The sequence below is a fragment of the Ruegeria meonggei genome, from assembly GCF_042768335.1.
Lineage (GTDB): Bacteria > Pseudomonadota > Alphaproteobacteria > Rhodobacterales > Rhodobacteraceae > Ruegeria > Ruegeria meonggei.
In genome coordinates this window covers 2,248,324-2,265,774 of record NZ_JAXHBT010000001.1, presented here as the reverse complement: position 1 = coordinate 2,265,774, position 17,451 = coordinate 2,248,324, and the positions used below count along the sequence as shown (strand labels likewise).

Sequence of the window (17,451 nt, the reverse complement as noted above, 5' to 3'; positions counted from 1 at the left end):
CTTTAGCCCTCCGAGAACGGGCAGGGTGATCCGCCACGCCATGCACTTGAGGTTTTGTACGTGTCGATCCGTATCTTCAGAACCGGGTCGTCTGAGGCCTCGATGCCGGGGGTTAGAAGACCTGGATTGAAACTAAGCTTTTCTGATTGCGCAATCTGATCTTCGGGCACCGTATTGACGGTCAGTGTGCCCATCATGATGCGTTTGCGATGCGGCGGCCAGGGGCGCGACGAATTGTTGAAATCGTCACCGACCTCACCCACCATCATCATCAGGGAAAACCGGGCCGAGTCCTTGGATAAACGCTCTTTCAGTTCGGCCCGTAGAAAGTCATCGTCAGGCGTTTTTTCAGGGTTGGTGTTCAAAACCCCCGCGATCGGTTGCCAGGAAAACCGAACCCAGCGGCGCACACCGTCCGAACCAGTGACGATGAAGGTATGCACCGCGTGATAAGCCGCACGCACATAACTGGTTGGCGCGCCGATCTGCGCCGCCTGCATCACACCCAATTGGGAAAAAGCGTATTTGTCCGCATAGGCGATGGCACCGTCGTCGGGGCTGATGGTTTCACCGGGATAGGGATCGCGTTTGGGCAGGATTAGCTGAAGGTAGTTCCAGATTTTCTGCCAGGGCGTCTCGCCTTCATAGGGTTTTGGCGCGGCCTTTTCGGCGAACTCCAAAAAGGTTTCCGGAGTTGGCGCAAAAAACTCGGGCAGGGTCATAGCGATCAGGTCGGTATCGGTGCCATCGGGCAAGTGAAACCGAACTGCCATGCCGCGCACATCCGACCAGCCGTCATGCACTACGGCGCAACCCGATCCGTTCGAAAACCTGACGGATACGTCCGTCTTGTCGGTGTTAAAATGCTCGGCGACGCAAAAGTTGCGGGCGATCGGAGAGGGCATGAAATACCCGGTCGCGCCGATGCCAATGGAGTGCACGGGACGCAGGGCCAAGTCACCATCCGGGCGTTGCAATGCCTTAACCAGCTTCTCGGCCATGCCGGGATCGCTCATACTTCTTCCCCCAAAATGCAGACATTAATAATGCGTTAAGAACTGCGCGTTAACCATACGCGGTCCTGTTTCAAAGGCAACAAAAACGACTGGGACGGAAGGGTGAAAAGCCAATTTATGGTAACAGGTCAGTCAGTTGCGAGCCCATCCGCGCATCATCTTGACAGCGTTTGCCCAATAGGTGCTTTGCTTGCTTGCCTGATATGCCTTGTCCATCAGCGTATAGGATTCAGGTTTATGCGTCGCCAATCCCACCACTTTCGGAAGCGGAGGGTTGATGCGTACCAGCCTGTCCTTCAGCACCAGACGCGCCATCCAATACTGGTTCTCTGCTGATGTGTTCAGCAGCAATTCGATCAGGGCGCCACGTGGCGCATTTGAGGTGATCCCGAACCATTTGAGCAGACCCCAGTCGTCGGGGTTCTTGACCATCTCTTCGGAAATGTCTGTAGGTTGTTGGCCGGTGCCGATGGACAGAGCCTCGACATCCTCAAGCCCGTGTGCGCGGTTTGTGGCGATGGCGACATTGATCCCGTTCATCACCGGATTGTTGGCAAAGGTTCCGCCATCTGCAAAGTACCCATAGTCCTTGCCGCCAGCCTTGATCTGGTGTGGCGGGAAATAGGACGGCGCGGCCGAGCTGGCCAGCGCAACATCCAGCAAGCGGACCGCGCTCATGTCCAGCCAGGATTCGTGTTCCAGATTCTGGTTGGTTATCGTGAACGGAGCCCAACCAATCTTGTCGCTGCGGTGCAGACAGGTTGTGTTGACGGCCAAAACCATATCCGTGGACAGTGACCCGATGGTTCGGTCCTCGACGAGGGAAAGCCCGATCTCTGCAAGCCCTGTGGCATTGTATTGCGACGCTGTTATGCCGGGGCCACCCCCCAGGTGAAAACGTCTGAGCAAATCATCCAGCGCCTTGTCCAGAAAGTTGCGCTCGTTCTCGCGGAATATCGTGTCGGCGTCATCGCGGTAATGCGCGGCCAGATCGGCGATCAGCTTTGCCATATCCTTGCCCTGCGTGCGGCCATCCGCCAATGCAACAGCCATCAGGCCGCCGGTGGACGTTCCAGCAAAGCCATCTGCGGTGTCCAGGCAACCGGTCTCTTCATGAAGGCCCTGCAGGATCAAACATGTCAGATACCCTCGAATTCCTCCGCCATCGCAGGAAACCAACTTAAATACCATGTGGCGCGCCTCGTGTCCTTTTATGCCCCAGTGATTACTGACCCGGGTTAACCCCAGTGCCGATCGCTGTGTTTTTTACTGTCCGTACCTTTCTTGAGGAAAATGCGGAGTTCTGCAAGATCGTGCCGTTTCGCAAACCCTCCCTTACGCTCGATTTATGCGGAGGTCTTTCTTTCGTGGCTTTGGTGACTAAAAAACACTTCGCTCGCCTGAACATCAGAACGGAAATCTGCGGCCCGGCCTGACAAGGCAAAATAGAAGCGGCGCAGACCAGGCTCCATGTTTTCGGCCAGTGCAACGCAGTCCTCACATATTCTTTCGATCTGATTTTGCGGCTTTCGCTGCCTGATTGCTGACACAAGTGCATTATGCGTCGCTTCAAGGTTTTGGAACTCAGAGGTTGCAAGCAGGTCCTGATTTCCGACCAGCACAAAAACGGGTTCCAGATCGGATTTTCCCTTGAGGTCAACAAACCCCGCCTCAAGCATCGCCATTTCGTGTTTTGTTTTTTCGTATACTGAATTGGAAACGAGAATGTCGTAATCCACATGGCGACAGCTTTGCTCGATCCGCGCGGCAACATTCACCACATCTCCGATGACAGTATAGTTAAACCTACGTCGTGACCCGATATTGCCAACACAAGCCTGACCGGTGGCGCACCCGGTTGCCAGTGCAATTGGCGGTCGGTCCTGCATCACGTCAGAGGTATTGAAGTCAATCAATGCCTGCCGCATCAACAGCGCGGCCTGCGCGGCACGACAAGGGTGGTTTTCGACCGGCAGGGGCGCGTTCCAAAACGCCATGACCGCATCGCCGATGAATTTGTCGATTGTCCCGCGTTCCAAAAGGATCTGATCGCCGACCTGCGAAAACAGCTCATTCAGCAGGGCCACAAGATCGGTTGCCGAAATCGACTCGGACAAGGGCGTAAATCCCCGGATGTCCGAGAACATCACCGTGATTTCCTGAGTTTCCCCCCCAGTTGCAGCTGATGGCCCGACACTTCCATTTCGTCCAGAATCTCTGGTGCGACATAGTGTGAAAAAATCTGACGGATCACGCGTTTCTCGCGCTCGGTCGAGATGAAGAGATAGCCTGCCAGCAGACCGAAATTGGCCATGCCGCCCAGCATCGGAAAGGTGACGTCGAACAAAACGAGTTGGTTGTCAAAGGCCAGCCAACTGATCCCCAAAACAACCGAGGCCGACACGCCACCCGCGACAAACGACGCCACTGCGCCAAATCTGGCCATCACAGCGGTCACCACCAGACCGAGGATGACAAAAGATAACAATTCAAGCGCCGAAGTGACGTCCGACCGGCTGAGCATTTCGCCTGTCATGATCTGTTCCAAGACCTGCGCATGGATCGATACGCCCGGCACGGATTCACCCAGGGCGGTCTGATGCATGTCGAACAAGCCCGCAGCCGAAGTGCCGACCAGAATAATCCTGCCTTCGATTTCGGCGCGCAGGTCAGGGTTCTCTTCGGGCTGCATAACATCGTCGGCCGACAGGTAGAGATCAGGATTGTCGCGCCTGTACCTGACCCACACTTCACCGTTTTCGGTGGTGGGCAAGCGAAACCCTCCGATCTCGACGGCCAGCATGATGCCAGCCTCGTCTTGTGCCCCCTCGGCAATAATGATGGATTCACCCAGCGCCACTCTTAGGGCCTCGACCCCAAGGCTGGGCATTGCACCATCGGGGCCGGCCCACAAAACCGGCACCCGGCGTACAACGCCCGTGCCGCCAAGGGGCGAGACATTGACCCCTCCGATCCCAGCTGCATTTTGATCAAGCGGAGGAGCCAGCGGTGTCCAATGCGGCACCGTAACCAATCCGGCCGTCGGTACTTCGCCTATTTCAATGATCCCGGCCATGGGGAAGACCACGCCACCTTCCTGCGTCAACCGGGCGGCGGTTCCCAGAACGACAGGCCAATTGGCAATTTCAGAAGCGAAGGTCTGGTCGTTGTCCAGGTTTTCCGCGCCCGGATCCACGGTCAACACCCCCGCCAACGCAGGGTCATTTAATATCCGCGCCGGAGAGTACCTGTCAGGTTCTACCAACAACATGTCAAATGCGATGGCCGCTGCGCCATAATCGCCCAGATTCTCGACCATTTCGGTCAGCAGAGTCCGCGGCCATGGCCATTGCCCCCAGGCGGCCAGCGACCTTTCATCAATATCCACAACGCGCACCGGAAGGTCCGGGTTGTAGTCCCGCGGCGAGATACGTTGCAGAATGTCGAAATAGATCAGCCGCGACATCCGCACCGGATAGGGGTCCAGCACGCGGATAAAACAGCCCAGCAGGATCAGGCATAATCCCACAATCTGAAAGCCGCGCCGTCGACCAGTTCGTTCTTTCGGCTTTCCGGTCACGTTAGTCTCCAAACGCCGTGGTCTCCGCGGCCCGAGCGCGTGAAGCTGTTTTGGCAGGGGTGCATAGGTACGCTGTCTGTGCTAGCCGCCGCTATTACCCCCATTTCCGCCAGCGCTGCCGCTGCCGGCATTGCCGCCACTGCCGCTGCCACCGCCACCAATCGTTCCACCGCTGCCATCTGAAGAACCGCCACTGACACCACCGATGCTGCCACCCTGACCGCTACCGCTGCCGCCGTCGCTCCCGATATTGCCGCCGTTGCCGCTTCCGCTGCCGCTGCTACCGCCGACGTTTCCGCCGTTGCCACTGCCAACTGATGACGGTCCGGGCGTTGACGGCCCAGGCGATGGAGGCTCGGGCGAAGGAGATCTGGTGCTTGGCGCAGACTTTTGAGCGCTCTGGACCCCTGACTGCGCGCGGCTGGGTTCGGGGGCGTCTGATTGCTGTGGTGGCAGGGGCAAGGCATCTGTCCCGCATCCGCCGTAATCGACCTGCAACGGCGCTAGCAAACTGTCCTGCGACTGAATGAAGGGGAAACCTTCCTGCAGGGCCTTTTCATATTGCGCCTGATCTGCAGGTCTGCCGACACCGCCCTTCTGAGTTGTGGCAAACAGGCTGCACTGCCGGCCGGTTGCCTGGCAGCTGCCATTCAGGCCACACATCTCGACCCGGCCTTCAAGAACCACCATGGCGCTTTGCGTACCGGGCACGACCCACATGTCAAAAGTTGTGCCCCGAACGGCCATGGTCGCCGTGGGGGTCTGGATGGAATAGGCCCGCTTTTTGCTTTTGCCCGAGATAAAACGGAAACTTCCGCCCAGGGCCTGAACCGCAAAGTTCTTGGCTTTCCTGTTACCGCGCAACATGGTTACGTCCAGCGTCATTTTCGCGTTGGGACCGACGGCGATTTTCGTCTCATCAACGAAAACCAACTGCACTACGCCACTTCTGTTGGTCGAGATGGAATCCCCCGACTGAACATCCATGCCCACGCGCAACGGCTGCGACTTGCCCCCGCGTGTGATTTCGGCGCCTTGTTTGACACCTATGACTTTACCGATATTGGCAAAAAGCTGCGAAGGAAGACTCAATACGCAACACACAACAACGAACAATCTAAACCAGGCCAACTCTTAAATCCCTTCCCCAAGAGGTACACTTCAGGCGCGATACGCCTGCTGCCCGGTTTTTGCCCCTATAAATTCATTTGCTTGAATTTTTAAAATAACTCTAGGCAAATATGCCTTAAACCTTATGTGTTTGGCAAGTTTCCTGTGGATTTGTCACTGCAATCACTTCGGGCGGGGTCGTTTGAACGCGGAAGATGACCCGTGATCGCAAGCCAAACATCGGGCTGGAGAGCTTTGCGTTGACGCGACCCAGCCACTGTTGCGCCCAATTTGAGAAAAATGCCCGAGGCAGCGAAAATCGTCTTGTATCCGGTTAACAGGCAAGGATATACCGGCCAGCGGAGACGTGGCCGAGTGGTCGAAGGCGCTCCCCTGCTAAGGGAGTAGGCCCGGAAGGGTCTCGAGGGTTCGAATCCCTTCGTCTCCGCCATTACCCAACTTTTTTCGATTGCGCTGGTTGTTGTTCGGCCCCTAACGGGGCTGTTTTTGTTGATCTCATGCATTCATTTTGCTTTTGACCGGTCTTGGATCAGATCATGGTGACAAATGGCGCAGCCAAAACCGAATTGGGGGTGATGCCAACGAAGCCAAGGAATCCAGGGCAGTATTGCATGGTGGGTGGCGATACGTCGGGCGTTCTTGGGTTTGTTGAGGCGACCAAAGTTCGCAAGCTACAGCGCGTCTTGCCCTATTCCCAGGCTAGATGTGAAGTATCATTGCCGCGGCCGGGCCGGTGCAATGCAGCATTTGAACACGCTCTGCGCCCGCCGTTTCTGCCAATTGGCGCAGGTTCTGACAGTTCAGGAATGTGCCACGCCCTGAATTTACAATAGAGTGTCGCAACACTCGCCCCACCAAAGAAGGCGTCGGACGTTCGGCGCAAAAAACCAGACAAACATGGCCGCCCGGCCGCGTCACTCGAACAAATTCTGTCAATGCGGGCCAAGGGTCTGCCAGGGTCTCGATGCCCCATGCGCAGGTGAGCAAATCGAACTGATCATCGTCAAAAGGAAGGCATTTCATACAGCCCAGCACACGCTCGGCAGGGATTTCACTACACCTGTTCAGCATCCTTTGCGAGGTATCCAACAGCACAAGATCGACCTGGCCGTTCACCCCCATGAGCAGGCGCCTGGCAACCGCGCCCGTACCGCAGGCGGCGTCCAGCATGCGCATGCCAGGGCGGAGCAGGGCGCTCACTGCGCCCTCAAACGCGCATTGGGCCTCGCCCCCGGCGAAGCGAAGCCACCGCGCATGAGACACCGAATAGGTGTCCGCAGTTACATCATAAGCGTTACGTGTTTCGATCAAGGACATTCGACTGGCCACTCATCGCTGTATATGGTCAGTTAAGCTGACTATCAGTGTACAGAAAAATAGTCAACTAAATTGACTGTAAACTTACAGGCTGTGTTGATTGACCTGAGCAGGTTCGCGCGAGGTATAGCCCCCCCGCCTTTCGACCTAAAACCCGTGGGGATCCATGATGTTTGCCACCTGTTTCAGCTTGGCTTTCACAAGATTAAGGTCTTCGCGGCCAATCTGCGCGCCCAGTTTCAGTTCCAAGTCCTCAAAATACAGCACCGTTGTCTCGACCACAGCTTTGCCCGCGTCGGTGAACTGGATAAGGGATGCGCGGCTGTCATCAGGGTCGGGGACACGTGTAACAAGCTTCTTTCCCTCAAGGTCCTGCACCAGTTTGCTGGTTGCCTGTTTTGAAATTCCAAGCCGCAGCGCCAAGGTCGTAATCCGGTTGCCCTGCGATTCCAGTTGAACAAGCACCGCCTTTTGCGCCCGTGTTGTGCTGATGCCTGTTGAGGTTTGATTTGCCATATCGGCCTCAAGGCCCAAAACAATGCGCGTGATAACACGCCCAAAGGAGTTAGAGCGTCGCTGGTCGAGTGTGTTTTGTGTCATTTGTCCCCAAAACAATAAAGTCAATTATATTGACTAACTGGAGCAATGCTCATATAGTCAACTTTATTGATTATAGTCTTCGCATTCTCAAGGGCAACATCCGGCTTGCCATCGAAAAGCAAACCCATGGATCTGCTGTTTGGCTACATCGCGGGCGTTCAATCGGGCTGACCGGAGTACCCTGTCCCAGCTTGTGCTTTCGTCGGGATCGGTTCTGATGCTGCCCAAACTTAACGCGGGTTTTGCCTCAGTCATCGCTGGGTCTGCCTGCAGCACCGGCGCTTGCATGGACCATGTCGGAGACGCGGGTCTCGGTTCCGCAATGTTAAGGCAGCCCACAAGCAAAACCCTAGCGCCGCTACGCAACGCCAACAGGAATGACCTCGACCCAGCAGCAGAGGTATTCTCTGGAAACTACTTATCTTTTTGCTAATGTGCAGCCATATTGAGGACCATCTGCAATCGTTATGCAGAGCATGTATCGGAGCTGCCTTTTGATCATTCCATTTCATGTGCGGGAAATGCTGCGACGTATCAAAGCACGATATGATGTGGACAGCACGCCGAAACAAATGGCCCCAAGCGATGAAGAGTTTTCACCCTTGCGCCCCTCTCGCAAGGCAGATCCAAAGACGGTTGCGCGGTTCTGGGATCAGCTGAAGCCCAAGGCCAGCGACGCGGATCAGGCTCAGATAGCGGATCCCGCAACGGTCGAAGCCTCTGAAACTTACGGCGCCAATATCGAGAATTTCATTGGCACCGTTAAGATGCCGGTTGGCATTGTTGGGCCGTTGCGCCTGAATGGTATGAATGCAAACGGGGATTTCTATGTGCCTCTGGCCACGACCGAGGCCGCGCTTGTCGCTTCATACGCGCGCGGGGCTTTTGCGGCGGGTCGGTCTGGCGGCGTAAGTACGGCTGTTCTGTACGAAGGTGTTCTGCGCACGCCTGCGTTTGTGTTCGAAAGCCTGTTGCAAGCAGGGCAGTTCGTCGACTGGGTGGTCGAGAACATCGATGCTCTCAAAGCAGCAGCAGAAGCCACAACCCGGCACGGCAGGCTTGTCTCATTGGAGCCTTTTATCGACACGAATATTGTCTTTCTAATCTGCCGATACACCACGGGGGACGCAGCCGGTCAGAACATGGTTACCATTGCCACGGATGCCTTGTGTCGCGCCATTAACAGCGATTGCACAGTTCCTATTGAGAATTGGTATATCGAAGGGAATTTTTCGGGCGACAAAAAGGCTTCGGCGCTGGGTTTGGTGACTGGTCGCGGGCGCAAAGTCAGTGCGTCGGTCACCTTGCCTGGGGATATCGTAGAAAAGACGCTTGGCACCACTGTAGATGCCATGTTGGGTTATGGCCGTGTCGCCAATCTTGGCTCGCATTTGTCGGGCCAGCTGGGGGCGCAGGCCCATTATGCCAACGGGCTTGCGGCCTTTTATATCGCCACCGGACAGGATGCGGCCTGTGTCGCCGAAAGCGCGATGGGGGTGACGCGGATGGAGCCCAGAGGAGGGGATCTTTTCTGCTCGGTGACGCTGCCGAATATCCTGGTTGGTTCTGTGGGAGGCGGCACCGGATTACCCAGCCAGACGGCGGCGCTGAACATATTGGGGCTGAAGGGCCCAGGCCATGGCACCGCCCTGGCAGAAGTTGCAGCTGCCATTTGCTTGTGCGGAGAGATTTCGATCGTCGCTGCAATCGCCGCGGGGCATTTCACGCGGGCTCATGAAAGTCTGGCCCGCCAAAGATGACTTTGCTCGCCCGATTGTGGACCTATCAGTCCGAACGCTTCCCGCTCAAGAAGACCATACCACTTTTGCTGGTTTTTTCGGCTGCAAGTATTTGCGTCTCGGCCCGACTTGCGGATCGCCCATTGCCCGAATGGCCTGCCTTTCTAGTGGGGTTTGTGCTGGCGATGGCGTTGTTCTTCCAGATGCGGGTTTGCGACGAATTCAAGGATGCCGAAGACGACCGCCGCTATCGACCAGAACGGCCTATTCCACGCGGGCTGGTATCTCCGGCTGAGGTTCTGGTGCTGGGTCTGCTGACCTTGCCTATGGCGGCCACCGCTGCATGGCTTTGGTATACACCCGTTTTGTGGGGTCTTCTTGCGGTCTGGGTGTGGCTCGCGGCAATGACTGCCGAGTTTGGGGTGCCGACATGGCTAAAGGCGCGACCGGTGTTTTATCTGGTCAGCCACATGGCGATCATGCCGCTGATCGACCTGCTGCTGACCAGTATCGAATGGCTTCCAGCCGGCGGTGCCGCATCGAAGCTGTGGTTGTTTCTGGCCCTGTCCTTCATCAATGGGTGCGTTCTGGAGATCGGGCGCAAGCTTTGGTCACCAGAGAATGAAATTGACGGGGTAGACACCTATTCTGCCCTTTGGGGGCATCGCCGCGCCGCCTATGTCTGGTTGTGCTGTGTTGTTCTGTCCTTTGGGTTTCTGGTGGGCACGGGATTTGCAACAGGCGTCGGTTGGGTCACCGTTCTGGTCGGGGCAGTCGCGTTTGTGCCTTGTGGCTTTGCGGTGCGCAGCTATGTGCACGCGCCAACACCAAAGGCACAGGACCGAATGGACACTATCGCTGGGCTGTGGGTGTTTTTCTGCTATGCCACAGCGGGCTTTCTGCCGTTCCTGATCGGAGGCCTCACTTGACCCTTATCGTCCGTCAATCCGATGCAACTGACCCGACAGTGGTTGGTGGTAAAGCGGCTGCGCTGTCAAATCTTGCCCATTTCGGTTTCAATCCACCGGTGTTCTTTGTCATCACCGAGGACGCATTTCGCCCGGGCAAAACCGGGCCCGTCGCGGTGCGCGGGCTGAACGTTGCGCTGGGCGCTGCGTTGGATGCGCTGGGTCCTGGGCCATATGCGGTGCGCAGTTCCGGTCGGGCCGAAGATGGTGCCGAACACAGCCACGCAGGTCAGTTCGATACAGTCTTGAATGTCGCTGGCGGCAGGGTGCTGCAGGCCGCAAAACAGGTTTGGCAATCGGGGTTTTCGGAAACGGTTGCCACCTATCGCTCTGTAAAGTCCGGGGGTGGGGCCGAGGCCCCCTCAATCATCGTACAGCGCATGATTAATGCGTCAGCTGCTGGTGTTGCATTCTCGGCCGATCCCGTCACCGGGCAACGAAACACGGTTGTTGTGTCTGCCGTCAAAGGCTTGGGCGATGCGCTGGTGTCAGGTGAGGTGGATGGCGAGGATTGGACCATTGATCCGGCCGGGCAGGCGGAGTGCGCGCAAGCATCGCCTGAGGTTTTGACACCCGATCAGGCCCACAAGATCGCAGCACTGGCGCGCAAAGCGGAACAGACCTTTGGCGTCCCGCAGGACATCGAATGGGCGTTTGATGCGGATGGGTTGCACATTCTGCAGGCGCGGCCGATCACAACCGAATTGCGGCCAGTGGCGCTGAAGGACGACAGGCTGACCATCTTTGACAACTCAAACATCGTCGAAAGCTATCCGGGCATGGTCAGCCCATTGACCTATTCCTTTGCCCTGCATGTCTATTCTCGCGTCTATCGCGCCTTTGTGCAGCTTTTGGGAGTGTCTGACAGCGCCGTCGCGCAAAACGCGACCATATTCGATAACCTGCTTGGGCGCATTGATGGGCGCGTCTATTACAACCTGGTCAACTGGTACAGGGCGTTGGCCCTGCTGCCGGGGTTCTCGCTGAACCGCGATTACATGGAAACGATGATGGGTGTTTCCGAACCCATGCCGCGCGAGATCACGGATGCGATTGGTCCTGCCCCGGCCAAAGGTGCGCGCAAGATGGTGGAATACGCCAAACTGGCCACAGTTGCGGGTGGGCTTGTCTGGCAAGCCGTGCGTCTGCCACGCACCCGGCGGAATTTCTATGCGCGGCTGAACGATGTGCTGGGCCGGAACCTGGATATCAACGCCGCGAATGCGACCGATCTGGCGGCAGAGTATCGTCATATCGAAAGCACATTGCTGGATCGCTGGGACGCCCCGCTTATCAACGATTTCCTGTGCATGATCGCGTTTGGTGCATCACGTAACCTGCTGCACAAGTGGTTGGGTGAAGATGGTCTGTTGCTGCATAACGATGTCATGATCGGGCAGGGTGATATCGTCTCGGCGGAACCGGCACAGCGTATTGCCCGCATGGGCCGATTGGTTCGCGACGCCGGGATCGCTGACCAGCTTGGCGCGGAATGCCGGATCGAAACCCTTGCTGCCTATCCAAATATCGAGGCCGAGGTTCAATCCTATCTGGACAAATTCGGGGATCGATGCACTGAGGAGTTAAAGCTGGAGAGTATTCCGCTGCGCGACGACCCCTCAAGCCTGTTGATGGCCGTCGCAGCCAGTGCCGCCCGTCCAGAGGGTAAGCGACACATCGGAAATGAACTGGACTGGAAAACCCAGTTTCCCGCCAATCCCCTGAAACGGCAGCTGTCCAAATGGATTGTGGGCTGGGCAAAGGCCCGCGTGCGCGACCGCGAAAACCTGCGCTTTGAACGCACGCGGATCTTTGGCCATGCCCGGCGTGTCTTTCTGGGGATCGGTCGGGAGTTTTCAGCCCGGGGGCTGCTGTCTGAACCCCGCGACGTGTTTCACCTGACCACGCATGAGGTCTTGGGCGCAGTCGAAGGGTTCAGCCTGTCGCCGAACCTGAAAGCCATTGTGGCGCAGCGCCAAAGCGAAGACGTAGCCGCATCCCAGAGCCTCGATCCACCGGAACGCATCGAAATCCGAGGGCCTGCCATCGCCCCGATCTGGGCACAAAACGCTGAGGCCGACAATGATCCGGAGCGCGCAAAAACCGGTACCGGCTGTTCGGCTGGGCATGTGACCGCACAAGCCCGCGTGATCCGCGACCCGCGAACCGAGGCACTGCAACCCGGCGACATCCTTGTGGCGCGTCACACCGATCCCGGTTGGATCGCGGTGTTTTCGAATGCTGCAGCCATTGTTGTGGAACGGGGGTCCCTACTTTCGCATTCCGCGATCGTGGCGCGCGAGTTGGGTATTCCATGTGTCGTGGGCCTGAAAGGGGCCACGCAATGGATTAAAGATGGTGAAACACTGTCCGTCGACGGGGCAAGTGGCAAAGTGGAACGATGCGATGGGGCATAGTGAAATCGAAGGCAAAGCCGATTTCGATCACATCCGATACGCGCAGTTGTGGGAAGATGCGGACGTTTTGACCGACGCGCTGGGCAATTGCGCAGGGGGCACCCTGGTTTCCATCTGCTCTGCCGGGGATAATGCACTGGCTATGCTGACACTCGATCCGGCCAAAGTTGTGGTTGTTGATCTGTCGCCGGCGCAAATCGCCTGCCTAAAGCTAAGGATCGGTGCCTTCCGGTCGCTGACACATTCCGAATTCCTTGAACTGACCGGATCGCGTGCCAGCACAAGGCGGTCTGCGTTGCTGGCGCGGGCATTACAGGACACCGACCCTGAAACACACGCCTTCTGGACCGCGCTTGCGCCTGACGTGGATCGTTACGGGATCGGTGGGGTCGGAAAGTTCGAGCGGTATTTCCGTATCTTTCGCACCCGGCTTTTGCCGTTTGTGCATCCCCGGCGCACGATTGATGACGTCTTTTCCCCCCGAACCCCCGACGCGCGCAAGGTATTCTTTGACGCGCGTTTTGATACTTTCAGATGGCGGCTGTTGCTGAATGTGTTCTTTTCCCGCTTTGTCATGGGGCGTATGGGCCGCGACAAAGCGTTTTTTGATCACGTCGAGGGCAGCCCTGCCCAGCATGTAGCCCGCCGCATTCGCCACGCGGGTGTTGATACCGACCCTTCGCAAAATCCCTATTTGCATTGGATACTGAAGGGCACGCATGGCGACGCGCTGCCCATGGCCTGGCGACCCGAGCATTATGATACGATCCGCGCCCGTCTGGACCGCCTGGATATCCGCCCAGGATCGTTGGAGGCCTTTGTCTCGACCGGTGAAAAAGCCAATGGATTCAATCTGTCGGATATTTTTGAATACATGTCGCCGGACGTATTTGCCCAGGTCTATGGATCAATTCTGTCAGCCGCCGCACCCAAGGCCCGGCTTGTGTATTGGAACATGATGGCACCCCGTCGCGTGCCCCCACAGTTCCGCGCGGCTGTTGAGACGCGGCACACCACTGAGGACCGCCTGAAAGCGCGCGACATGGCCTTTTTCTACTCGGACTTTGTTGTGGAAGAGGTGCTGGAGTGAGCATTCTGTTTCAAGTCCTACTGGCCATCGCCTCGGTTTTGACCCTGCTAGGGTTGATGATGATCGTTCGGCGGGTGGCGAAAAAGGTTGATTTGAACCCAGAAGTGCAACGGAAACTGATGCATGTCGGGACCGGACTTTTTGCACTGGTTTTGCCGTGGCTGTTCCCGGATCGCTGGCCGGTTTACCTGCTGATCGGGGCGACGATGATTGTCATGTTGGTCTTGCGCCTGCCACGGTTCTCAAGCGGTCTGGGCGCAGCTTTGCACAGTGTCGAGCGCACCTCGTACGGGGATTTCCTTTTGGCGCTGTCCGTTGGATTTTGCTTTTTGCTAGCCCGTGAAAACACCTTGTTCTACGTGCTGCCGATTGCCGTTCTGACATTGGCCGATGCCGCCGCCGCCCTGGCTGGAACCACCTATGGAACAAAGCGTTACGTGGTCGAAGACGGCGAAAAAAGCATCGAAGGGTCGGTGGTGTTTTTTGTTGTTACGCTGCTGGTCGCCATCATCTGTTTTTTGTTCCTGTCGAAATTGCCGCCCTCAAACATCCTGATGCTGTGCGTGATGGTTGCGGCTTTTGGCACCCTAGTCGAGGCGCAAAGCTGGCGGGGCTTCGACAACTTGTTCTTGCCGCTGGGCTTGCTGGTTTTTCTGAACGGTCACAATCACAGTTCTTTGGCTGAGCTGGCCCTGTTGGCTGCAATGTTCTTTGCAGCCCTCGTCAGTTTCGGCATGGTCGGTGCAAAGCTGGGCCTGACCAAACATGCGACCCGTGTCTATGTCGTCGCGGTTTTCTTGATTCTGGCGGCTGCAGAGCTCCAGAATACTGTTCTGCCCATTTTGGTTCTTGTCGCGCACGGCTGGGCCCGAACCGTAAGCCCATGCGACAGTAAATATCCCGATCTGGATATCGTCGCCGCCCTGGGACTTGTAGGATTTGGATGGCTTGCATTGGGAACCGCAACGGGATGGGATGCGATTTCCTTTTTCGGGCTGACCGCAATGGGCTTGGTGATGGGCCTCAGCGCTGTGGCTCTGCGGACTATTCCAATAGCGATACCCTTTGTTGCCGCGTTCCTGTTCCTGACCCGGATCTGGTCTGTTTCACAGAATTCGGACCAGTCGAACTGGGCGGAACCACTGACCTGGCTATCGCTTTTTTCCCTAGCCGTTATGGCGGTTATGCCCTTTGTGTCGCCACTTTTTCCTCAAAAGAACCGTGTGTCCAGATTGACGGTATTGGCGCTGTTGCCACCGCTCTTGTATTACATCTGGTCTATCGTCGGGCCTTTGGGTGAAGGAATTTCTGTCGGGGTGTCATCATGATGAAAGAAACCATTCATACTGATGGCGCCAAGCTGTCTGTCTATCTGCAGGGGCCTGATTGGGATGGCGCCCCGACCGCGGCTATCGGCGATTTCTCGTGCAAGACGCCTGATTCCGGGTTGCAGGCCCTGCGCGCAGGGATTGCGTTGATCCAAAAGGCCGGGATCAACCGGGTCGTTGGGCCGATGTCCGGTGATACCTGGCACAGCTATCGGTTTGTGTCCGAAAGTGACGGCTCTGCACCATTTTTGATGGAGCCGACAAATAAATCACATGACCCCGACGTGTTCCGGTCGGCGGGGTTTGCCACGATCAGCAAGTATTTCTCGGCGCGCGTGCCGCTGGCCCATGCGGCCACATCGTCGCCAACTGCAACCGATGCGTTTGAGGTCGTACCTTGGGATGGAACCAACCCGGAAGAGTTGTTCCGGCAAGTATATGAACTGTCTGTTGAAGCCTTTTCCCAGAATGCCTTTTACAAACCCATTTCCGAACCTGATTTTCTTGCCATGTACATGCCCGTGGTTCCGATGCTGAAACCCGAGTTGATCTTTTTTGCCCGCCGTCCCGATGGCTCGTTGGCGGGTTTTCTGTTTGGTATTCCGAACTATGCTGAAGGCCCCAACCCAAAGGCTGCTATCTTAAAGACCTATGCAAGCCTGGAACGTGGTGCGGGGCGGCATTTGGCCAGTCGTTTCCACAAATCGGCCCTGAAACTTGGATGTGACACGGCTATCCACGCGCTGATCCACGATGACAACCAATCCGCCGATCGCAGCGTCGCTGAAGGGGCCACTGTCTTCCGGCGCTACAGCTTGATGGGGCTGCGGTTGGATGGCTAACCTGCTGGATCACTTTGCAGCGGCGGTCGACCGACACCCTGACAGGATGGCCATCATCGAAGGCACCGATCGCACGATCACCTTTCAGCAGCTGCAAACCCGTGCCCACCAGCTGGCCCGGAAATGGCACCACAAGGGAATTGGTCATGGGGACCGTGTCCTGCTTGCGATGCCGGTCAATGCTGATCTTTATGCCAGCCTTGCTGCCCTGTGGTCGTTAGGCGCAACTGTGGTCTTGCCAGAACCTGCCATGGGTCTAGCCGGGTTGCGTCATGCTGCCCGGTCGACGCGGCCCAAAGCCTTTTGCGCATCGGGTTACTTCGCCTTGCTCAGGGTCATGGTGCCAGAGCTTTGGGGGCTACGTCTTTTGGTGCCGGGTGACGGGCGGGGCGATCTGCCAGCAGCGGCTGTTCAAGACAGTGACGTGGCCCTCATTTCCTTTACGTCCGGGACGACGGGCCAACCTAAGGCAATCCCGCGCAGCCATGCGTTTCTGATGGCTCAGCATGATGCCATCGCACCGCTTCTGGACAGCGACACAGTCGAGCGGGATCTGGTGGCGTTTCCTGTGTTCACATTGATCAACCTTGCGGCCGGGCGCACGACTGTTTTGCCCAACTGGAAAATGAGCAAGCTGGATCGCCTGGACCCAAAGCAATTGTCAGTCTGGATATGTGATCAACAGGTCACGCGGGCTCTGCTTCCTCCGTCTTTGTGCGAAAAACTCGCGCAGTGCACAGAGGTCGGGGCGTTGCACACGGTGTTCACTGGCGGTGGCCCTGTGTTTCCAGACCTGACCCAACGGCTGCGCGATACTGCTAATCTGAACGTAACCTGCGTCTATGGATCAACCGAGGCCGAGCCGATCGCACATCTTGATGCAAGGGACATCTCTGACAGCGACCAGCAGCTGATGACTGAAGGCCAGGGGCTTCTTGTCGGGTATCCGGTCGAACGGATCAAACTGCGTGTTCGCGATGACGAGATTCAGGTCGCGGGTGCCCATGTGAATGAGGGATACCTTGATCCGGCGCACTCGAAAGAAAACAAGATCCACGAGGGCGCGATCATCTGGCACCGCACAGGTGATGCGGGCAGGCTGGATGAGCAGGGGCGCCTGTGGCTGTGGGGCCGATTAGGCAGTGACGTGAAAACTCCAATGGGGCGCATATTCCCGTTTGCCATCGAAGTCGCTGCTCGGCAATGGCCCGGCGTGACGTGCAGCGCTCTGGTGAGCATTGGTGGACGCGCTGTGCTTTGTGTTCAGGGGGACGTCGGTCACTTGTCGACGTGGCGCAAACATGCGCATGGGTTCGGCGTCTCAGACGTAAACCACGTAAACACCATTCCGATGGACCAACGCCATCGGTCCAAAGTGGATCGCGCGGAACTGATACGCCGAGTTGGTTCCTAAACCCAAATA

At 57.1% G+C, this 17,451-nt stretch carries 14 protein-coding genes and 1 tRNA gene; 8 read left to right on the top strand and 7 right to left on the bottom strand.

The window, feature by feature from the left end; genetic code table 11:
- Positions 1-2 precede the first annotated feature (2 nt).
- The 5 genes from SJY13_RS11050 to SJY13_RS11030 all read right to left on the bottom strand — a co-directional run bounded on the left by SJY13_RS11050 (position 3) and on the right by SJY13_RS11030 (position 5,688).
- Positions 3-1,016, bottom strand: coding sequence for a catalase (locus tag SJY13_RS11050; protein WP_377190924.1), 1,014 nt, complete (start codon positions 1,014-1,016; stop codon positions 3-5).
- Positions 1,017-1,148: 132 nt separating this feature from the next.
- Positions 1,149-2,207 (bottom strand): patatin-like phospholipase family protein, encoded by a 1,059-nt coding sequence (locus SJY13_RS11045; protein WP_377190922.1) that lies wholly within the window; start codon positions 2,205-2,207, stop codon positions 1,149-1,151.
- Positions 2,208-2,362: 155 nt separating this feature from the next.
- Positions 2,363-3,163, bottom strand: a complete 801-nt coding sequence (locus SJY13_RS11040; RefSeq protein ID WP_377190920.1) for an adenylate/guanylate cyclase domain-containing protein — start codon at positions 3,161-3,163, stop codon at positions 2,363-2,365.
- Entirely contained in the window at positions 3,163-4,596 is a 1,434-nt protein-coding gene (locus SJY13_RS11035) for a CHASE2 domain-containing protein (RefSeq protein ID WP_377190918.1), read from the bottom strand. Before SJY13_RS11035 ends, SJY13_RS11040 begins: the two co-directional genes overlap by 1 nt.
- 81 nt (positions 4,597-4,677) lie before the next feature.
- Entirely contained in the window at positions 4,678-5,688 is a 1,011-nt protein-coding gene (locus tag SJY13_RS11030) for a FecR family protein (protein ID WP_377190916.1), read from the bottom strand.
- 379 nt (positions 5,689-6,067) lie between these two features.
- On the opposite strand from SJY13_RS11030, the gene SJY13_RS11025 reads away from it, so the two are divergent.
- A tRNA-Ser gene (locus tag SJY13_RS11025) sits at positions 6,068-6,157 on the top strand.
- 269 nt (positions 6,158-6,426) lie between these two features.
- Here the strand turns inward: SJY13_RS11025 and SJY13_RS11020 are convergent.
- Positions 6,427-7,044 (bottom strand): class I SAM-dependent methyltransferase, encoded by a 618-nt coding sequence (locus SJY13_RS11020; RefSeq protein WP_377190914.1) that lies wholly within the window; start codon positions 7,042-7,044, stop codon positions 6,427-6,429.
- A gap of 147 nt (positions 7,045-7,191) precedes the next feature.
- Positions 7,192-7,560: a MarR family winged helix-turn-helix transcriptional regulator gene (locus SJY13_RS11015; RefSeq protein ID WP_377190912.1), complete on the bottom strand. Its 369-nt coding sequence runs from the start codon at positions 7,558-7,560 to the stop codon at positions 7,192-7,194.
- Positions 7,561-8,138: 578 nt separating this feature from the next.
- Between SJY13_RS11015 and SJY13_RS11010 the strand changes: the two genes are divergently transcribed.
- Genes SJY13_RS11010 through SJY13_RS10980 form a run of 7 tightly spaced genes read left to right on the top strand, consistent with a single transcriptional unit; the run spans position 8,139 to position 17,442 of the window.
- Positions 8,139-9,404: a hydroxymethylglutaryl-CoA reductase gene (locus SJY13_RS11010; RefSeq protein ID WP_377190910.1), complete on the top strand. Its 1,266-nt coding sequence runs from the start codon at positions 8,139-8,141 to the stop codon at positions 9,402-9,404.
- Positions 9,401-10,312, top strand: coding sequence for a UbiA family prenyltransferase (locus SJY13_RS11005; RefSeq protein WP_377190908.1), 912 nt, complete (start codon positions 9,401-9,403; stop codon positions 10,310-10,312). Before SJY13_RS11010 ends, SJY13_RS11005 begins: the two co-directional genes overlap by 4 nt.
- Positions 10,309-12,768, top strand: a complete 2,460-nt coding sequence (locus SJY13_RS11000) for a PEP/pyruvate-binding domain-containing protein (RefSeq protein WP_377190906.1) — start codon at positions 10,309-10,311, stop codon at positions 12,766-12,768. The genes SJY13_RS11005 and SJY13_RS11000 overlap by 4 nt, the downstream gene beginning before the upstream one ends.
- Positions 12,758-13,858 carry a DUF3419 family protein gene (locus SJY13_RS10995; RefSeq protein WP_377190904.1) on the top strand — a complete coding sequence of 367 codons (1,101 nt, stop codon included), beginning with the start codon at positions 12,758-12,760 and terminating at the stop codon, positions 13,856-13,858. Before SJY13_RS11000 ends, SJY13_RS10995 begins: the two co-directional genes overlap by 11 nt.
- Complete coding sequence (locus SJY13_RS10990; RefSeq protein WP_377190902.1) at positions 13,855-15,186, top strand: hypothetical protein; 1,332 nt, start codon at positions 13,855-13,857, stop codon at positions 15,184-15,186. Before SJY13_RS10995 ends, SJY13_RS10990 begins: the two co-directional genes overlap by 4 nt.
- Entirely contained in the window at positions 15,183-16,028 is an 846-nt protein-coding gene (locus tag SJY13_RS10985; protein ID WP_377190900.1) for a hypothetical protein, read from the top strand. Before SJY13_RS10990 ends, SJY13_RS10985 begins: the two co-directional genes overlap by 4 nt.
- Positions 16,021-17,442: an AMP-binding protein gene (locus tag SJY13_RS10980; RefSeq protein WP_377190898.1), complete on the top strand. Its 1,422-nt coding sequence runs from the start codon at positions 16,021-16,023 to the stop codon at positions 17,440-17,442. Before SJY13_RS10985 ends, SJY13_RS10980 begins: the two co-directional genes overlap by 8 nt.
- Positions 17,443-17,451 lie beyond the last annotated feature (9 nt).

What these genes read in the sequence shown, in the direction of transcription:
- SJY13_RS11045 (WP_377190922.1), bottom strand. Translation starts at nt 2,207, where the DNA reads ATGGTATTTAAGTTGGTTTCCTGCGATGGCGGAGGAATTCGAGGGTAT.
- SJY13_RS11050 (WP_377190924.1), bottom strand. Translation starts at nt 1,016, where the DNA reads ATGAGCGATCCCGGCATGGCCGAGAAGCTGGTTAAGGCATTGCAACGC.
- SJY13_RS11015 (WP_377190912.1), bottom strand. Translation starts at nt 7,560, where the DNA reads ATGGCAAATCAAACCTCAACAGGCATCAGCACAACACGGGCGCAAAAG.
- SJY13_RS10995 (WP_377190904.1), top strand. Translation starts at nt 12,758, where the DNA reads ATGGGGCATAGTGAAATCGAAGGCAAAGCCGATTTCGATCACATCCGA.
- SJY13_RS11020 (WP_377190914.1), bottom strand. Translation starts at nt 7,044, where the DNA reads ATGTCCTTGATCGAAACACGTAACGCTTATGATGTAACTGCGGACACC.
- SJY13_RS11005 (WP_377190908.1), top strand. Translation starts at nt 9,401, where the DNA reads ATGACTTTGCTCGCCCGATTGTGGACCTATCAGTCCGAACGCTTCCCG.
- SJY13_RS11040 (WP_377190920.1), bottom strand. Translation starts at nt 3,163, where the DNA reads ATGTTCTCGGACATCCGGGGATTTACGCCCTTGTCCGAGTCGATTTCG.
- SJY13_RS10980 (WP_377190898.1), top strand. Translation starts at nt 16,021, where the DNA reads ATGGCTAACCTGCTGGATCACTTTGCAGCGGCGGTCGACCGACACCCT.
- SJY13_RS10985 (WP_377190900.1), top strand. Translation starts at nt 15,183, where the DNA reads ATGATGAAAGAAACCATTCATACTGATGGCGCCAAGCTGTCTGTCTAT.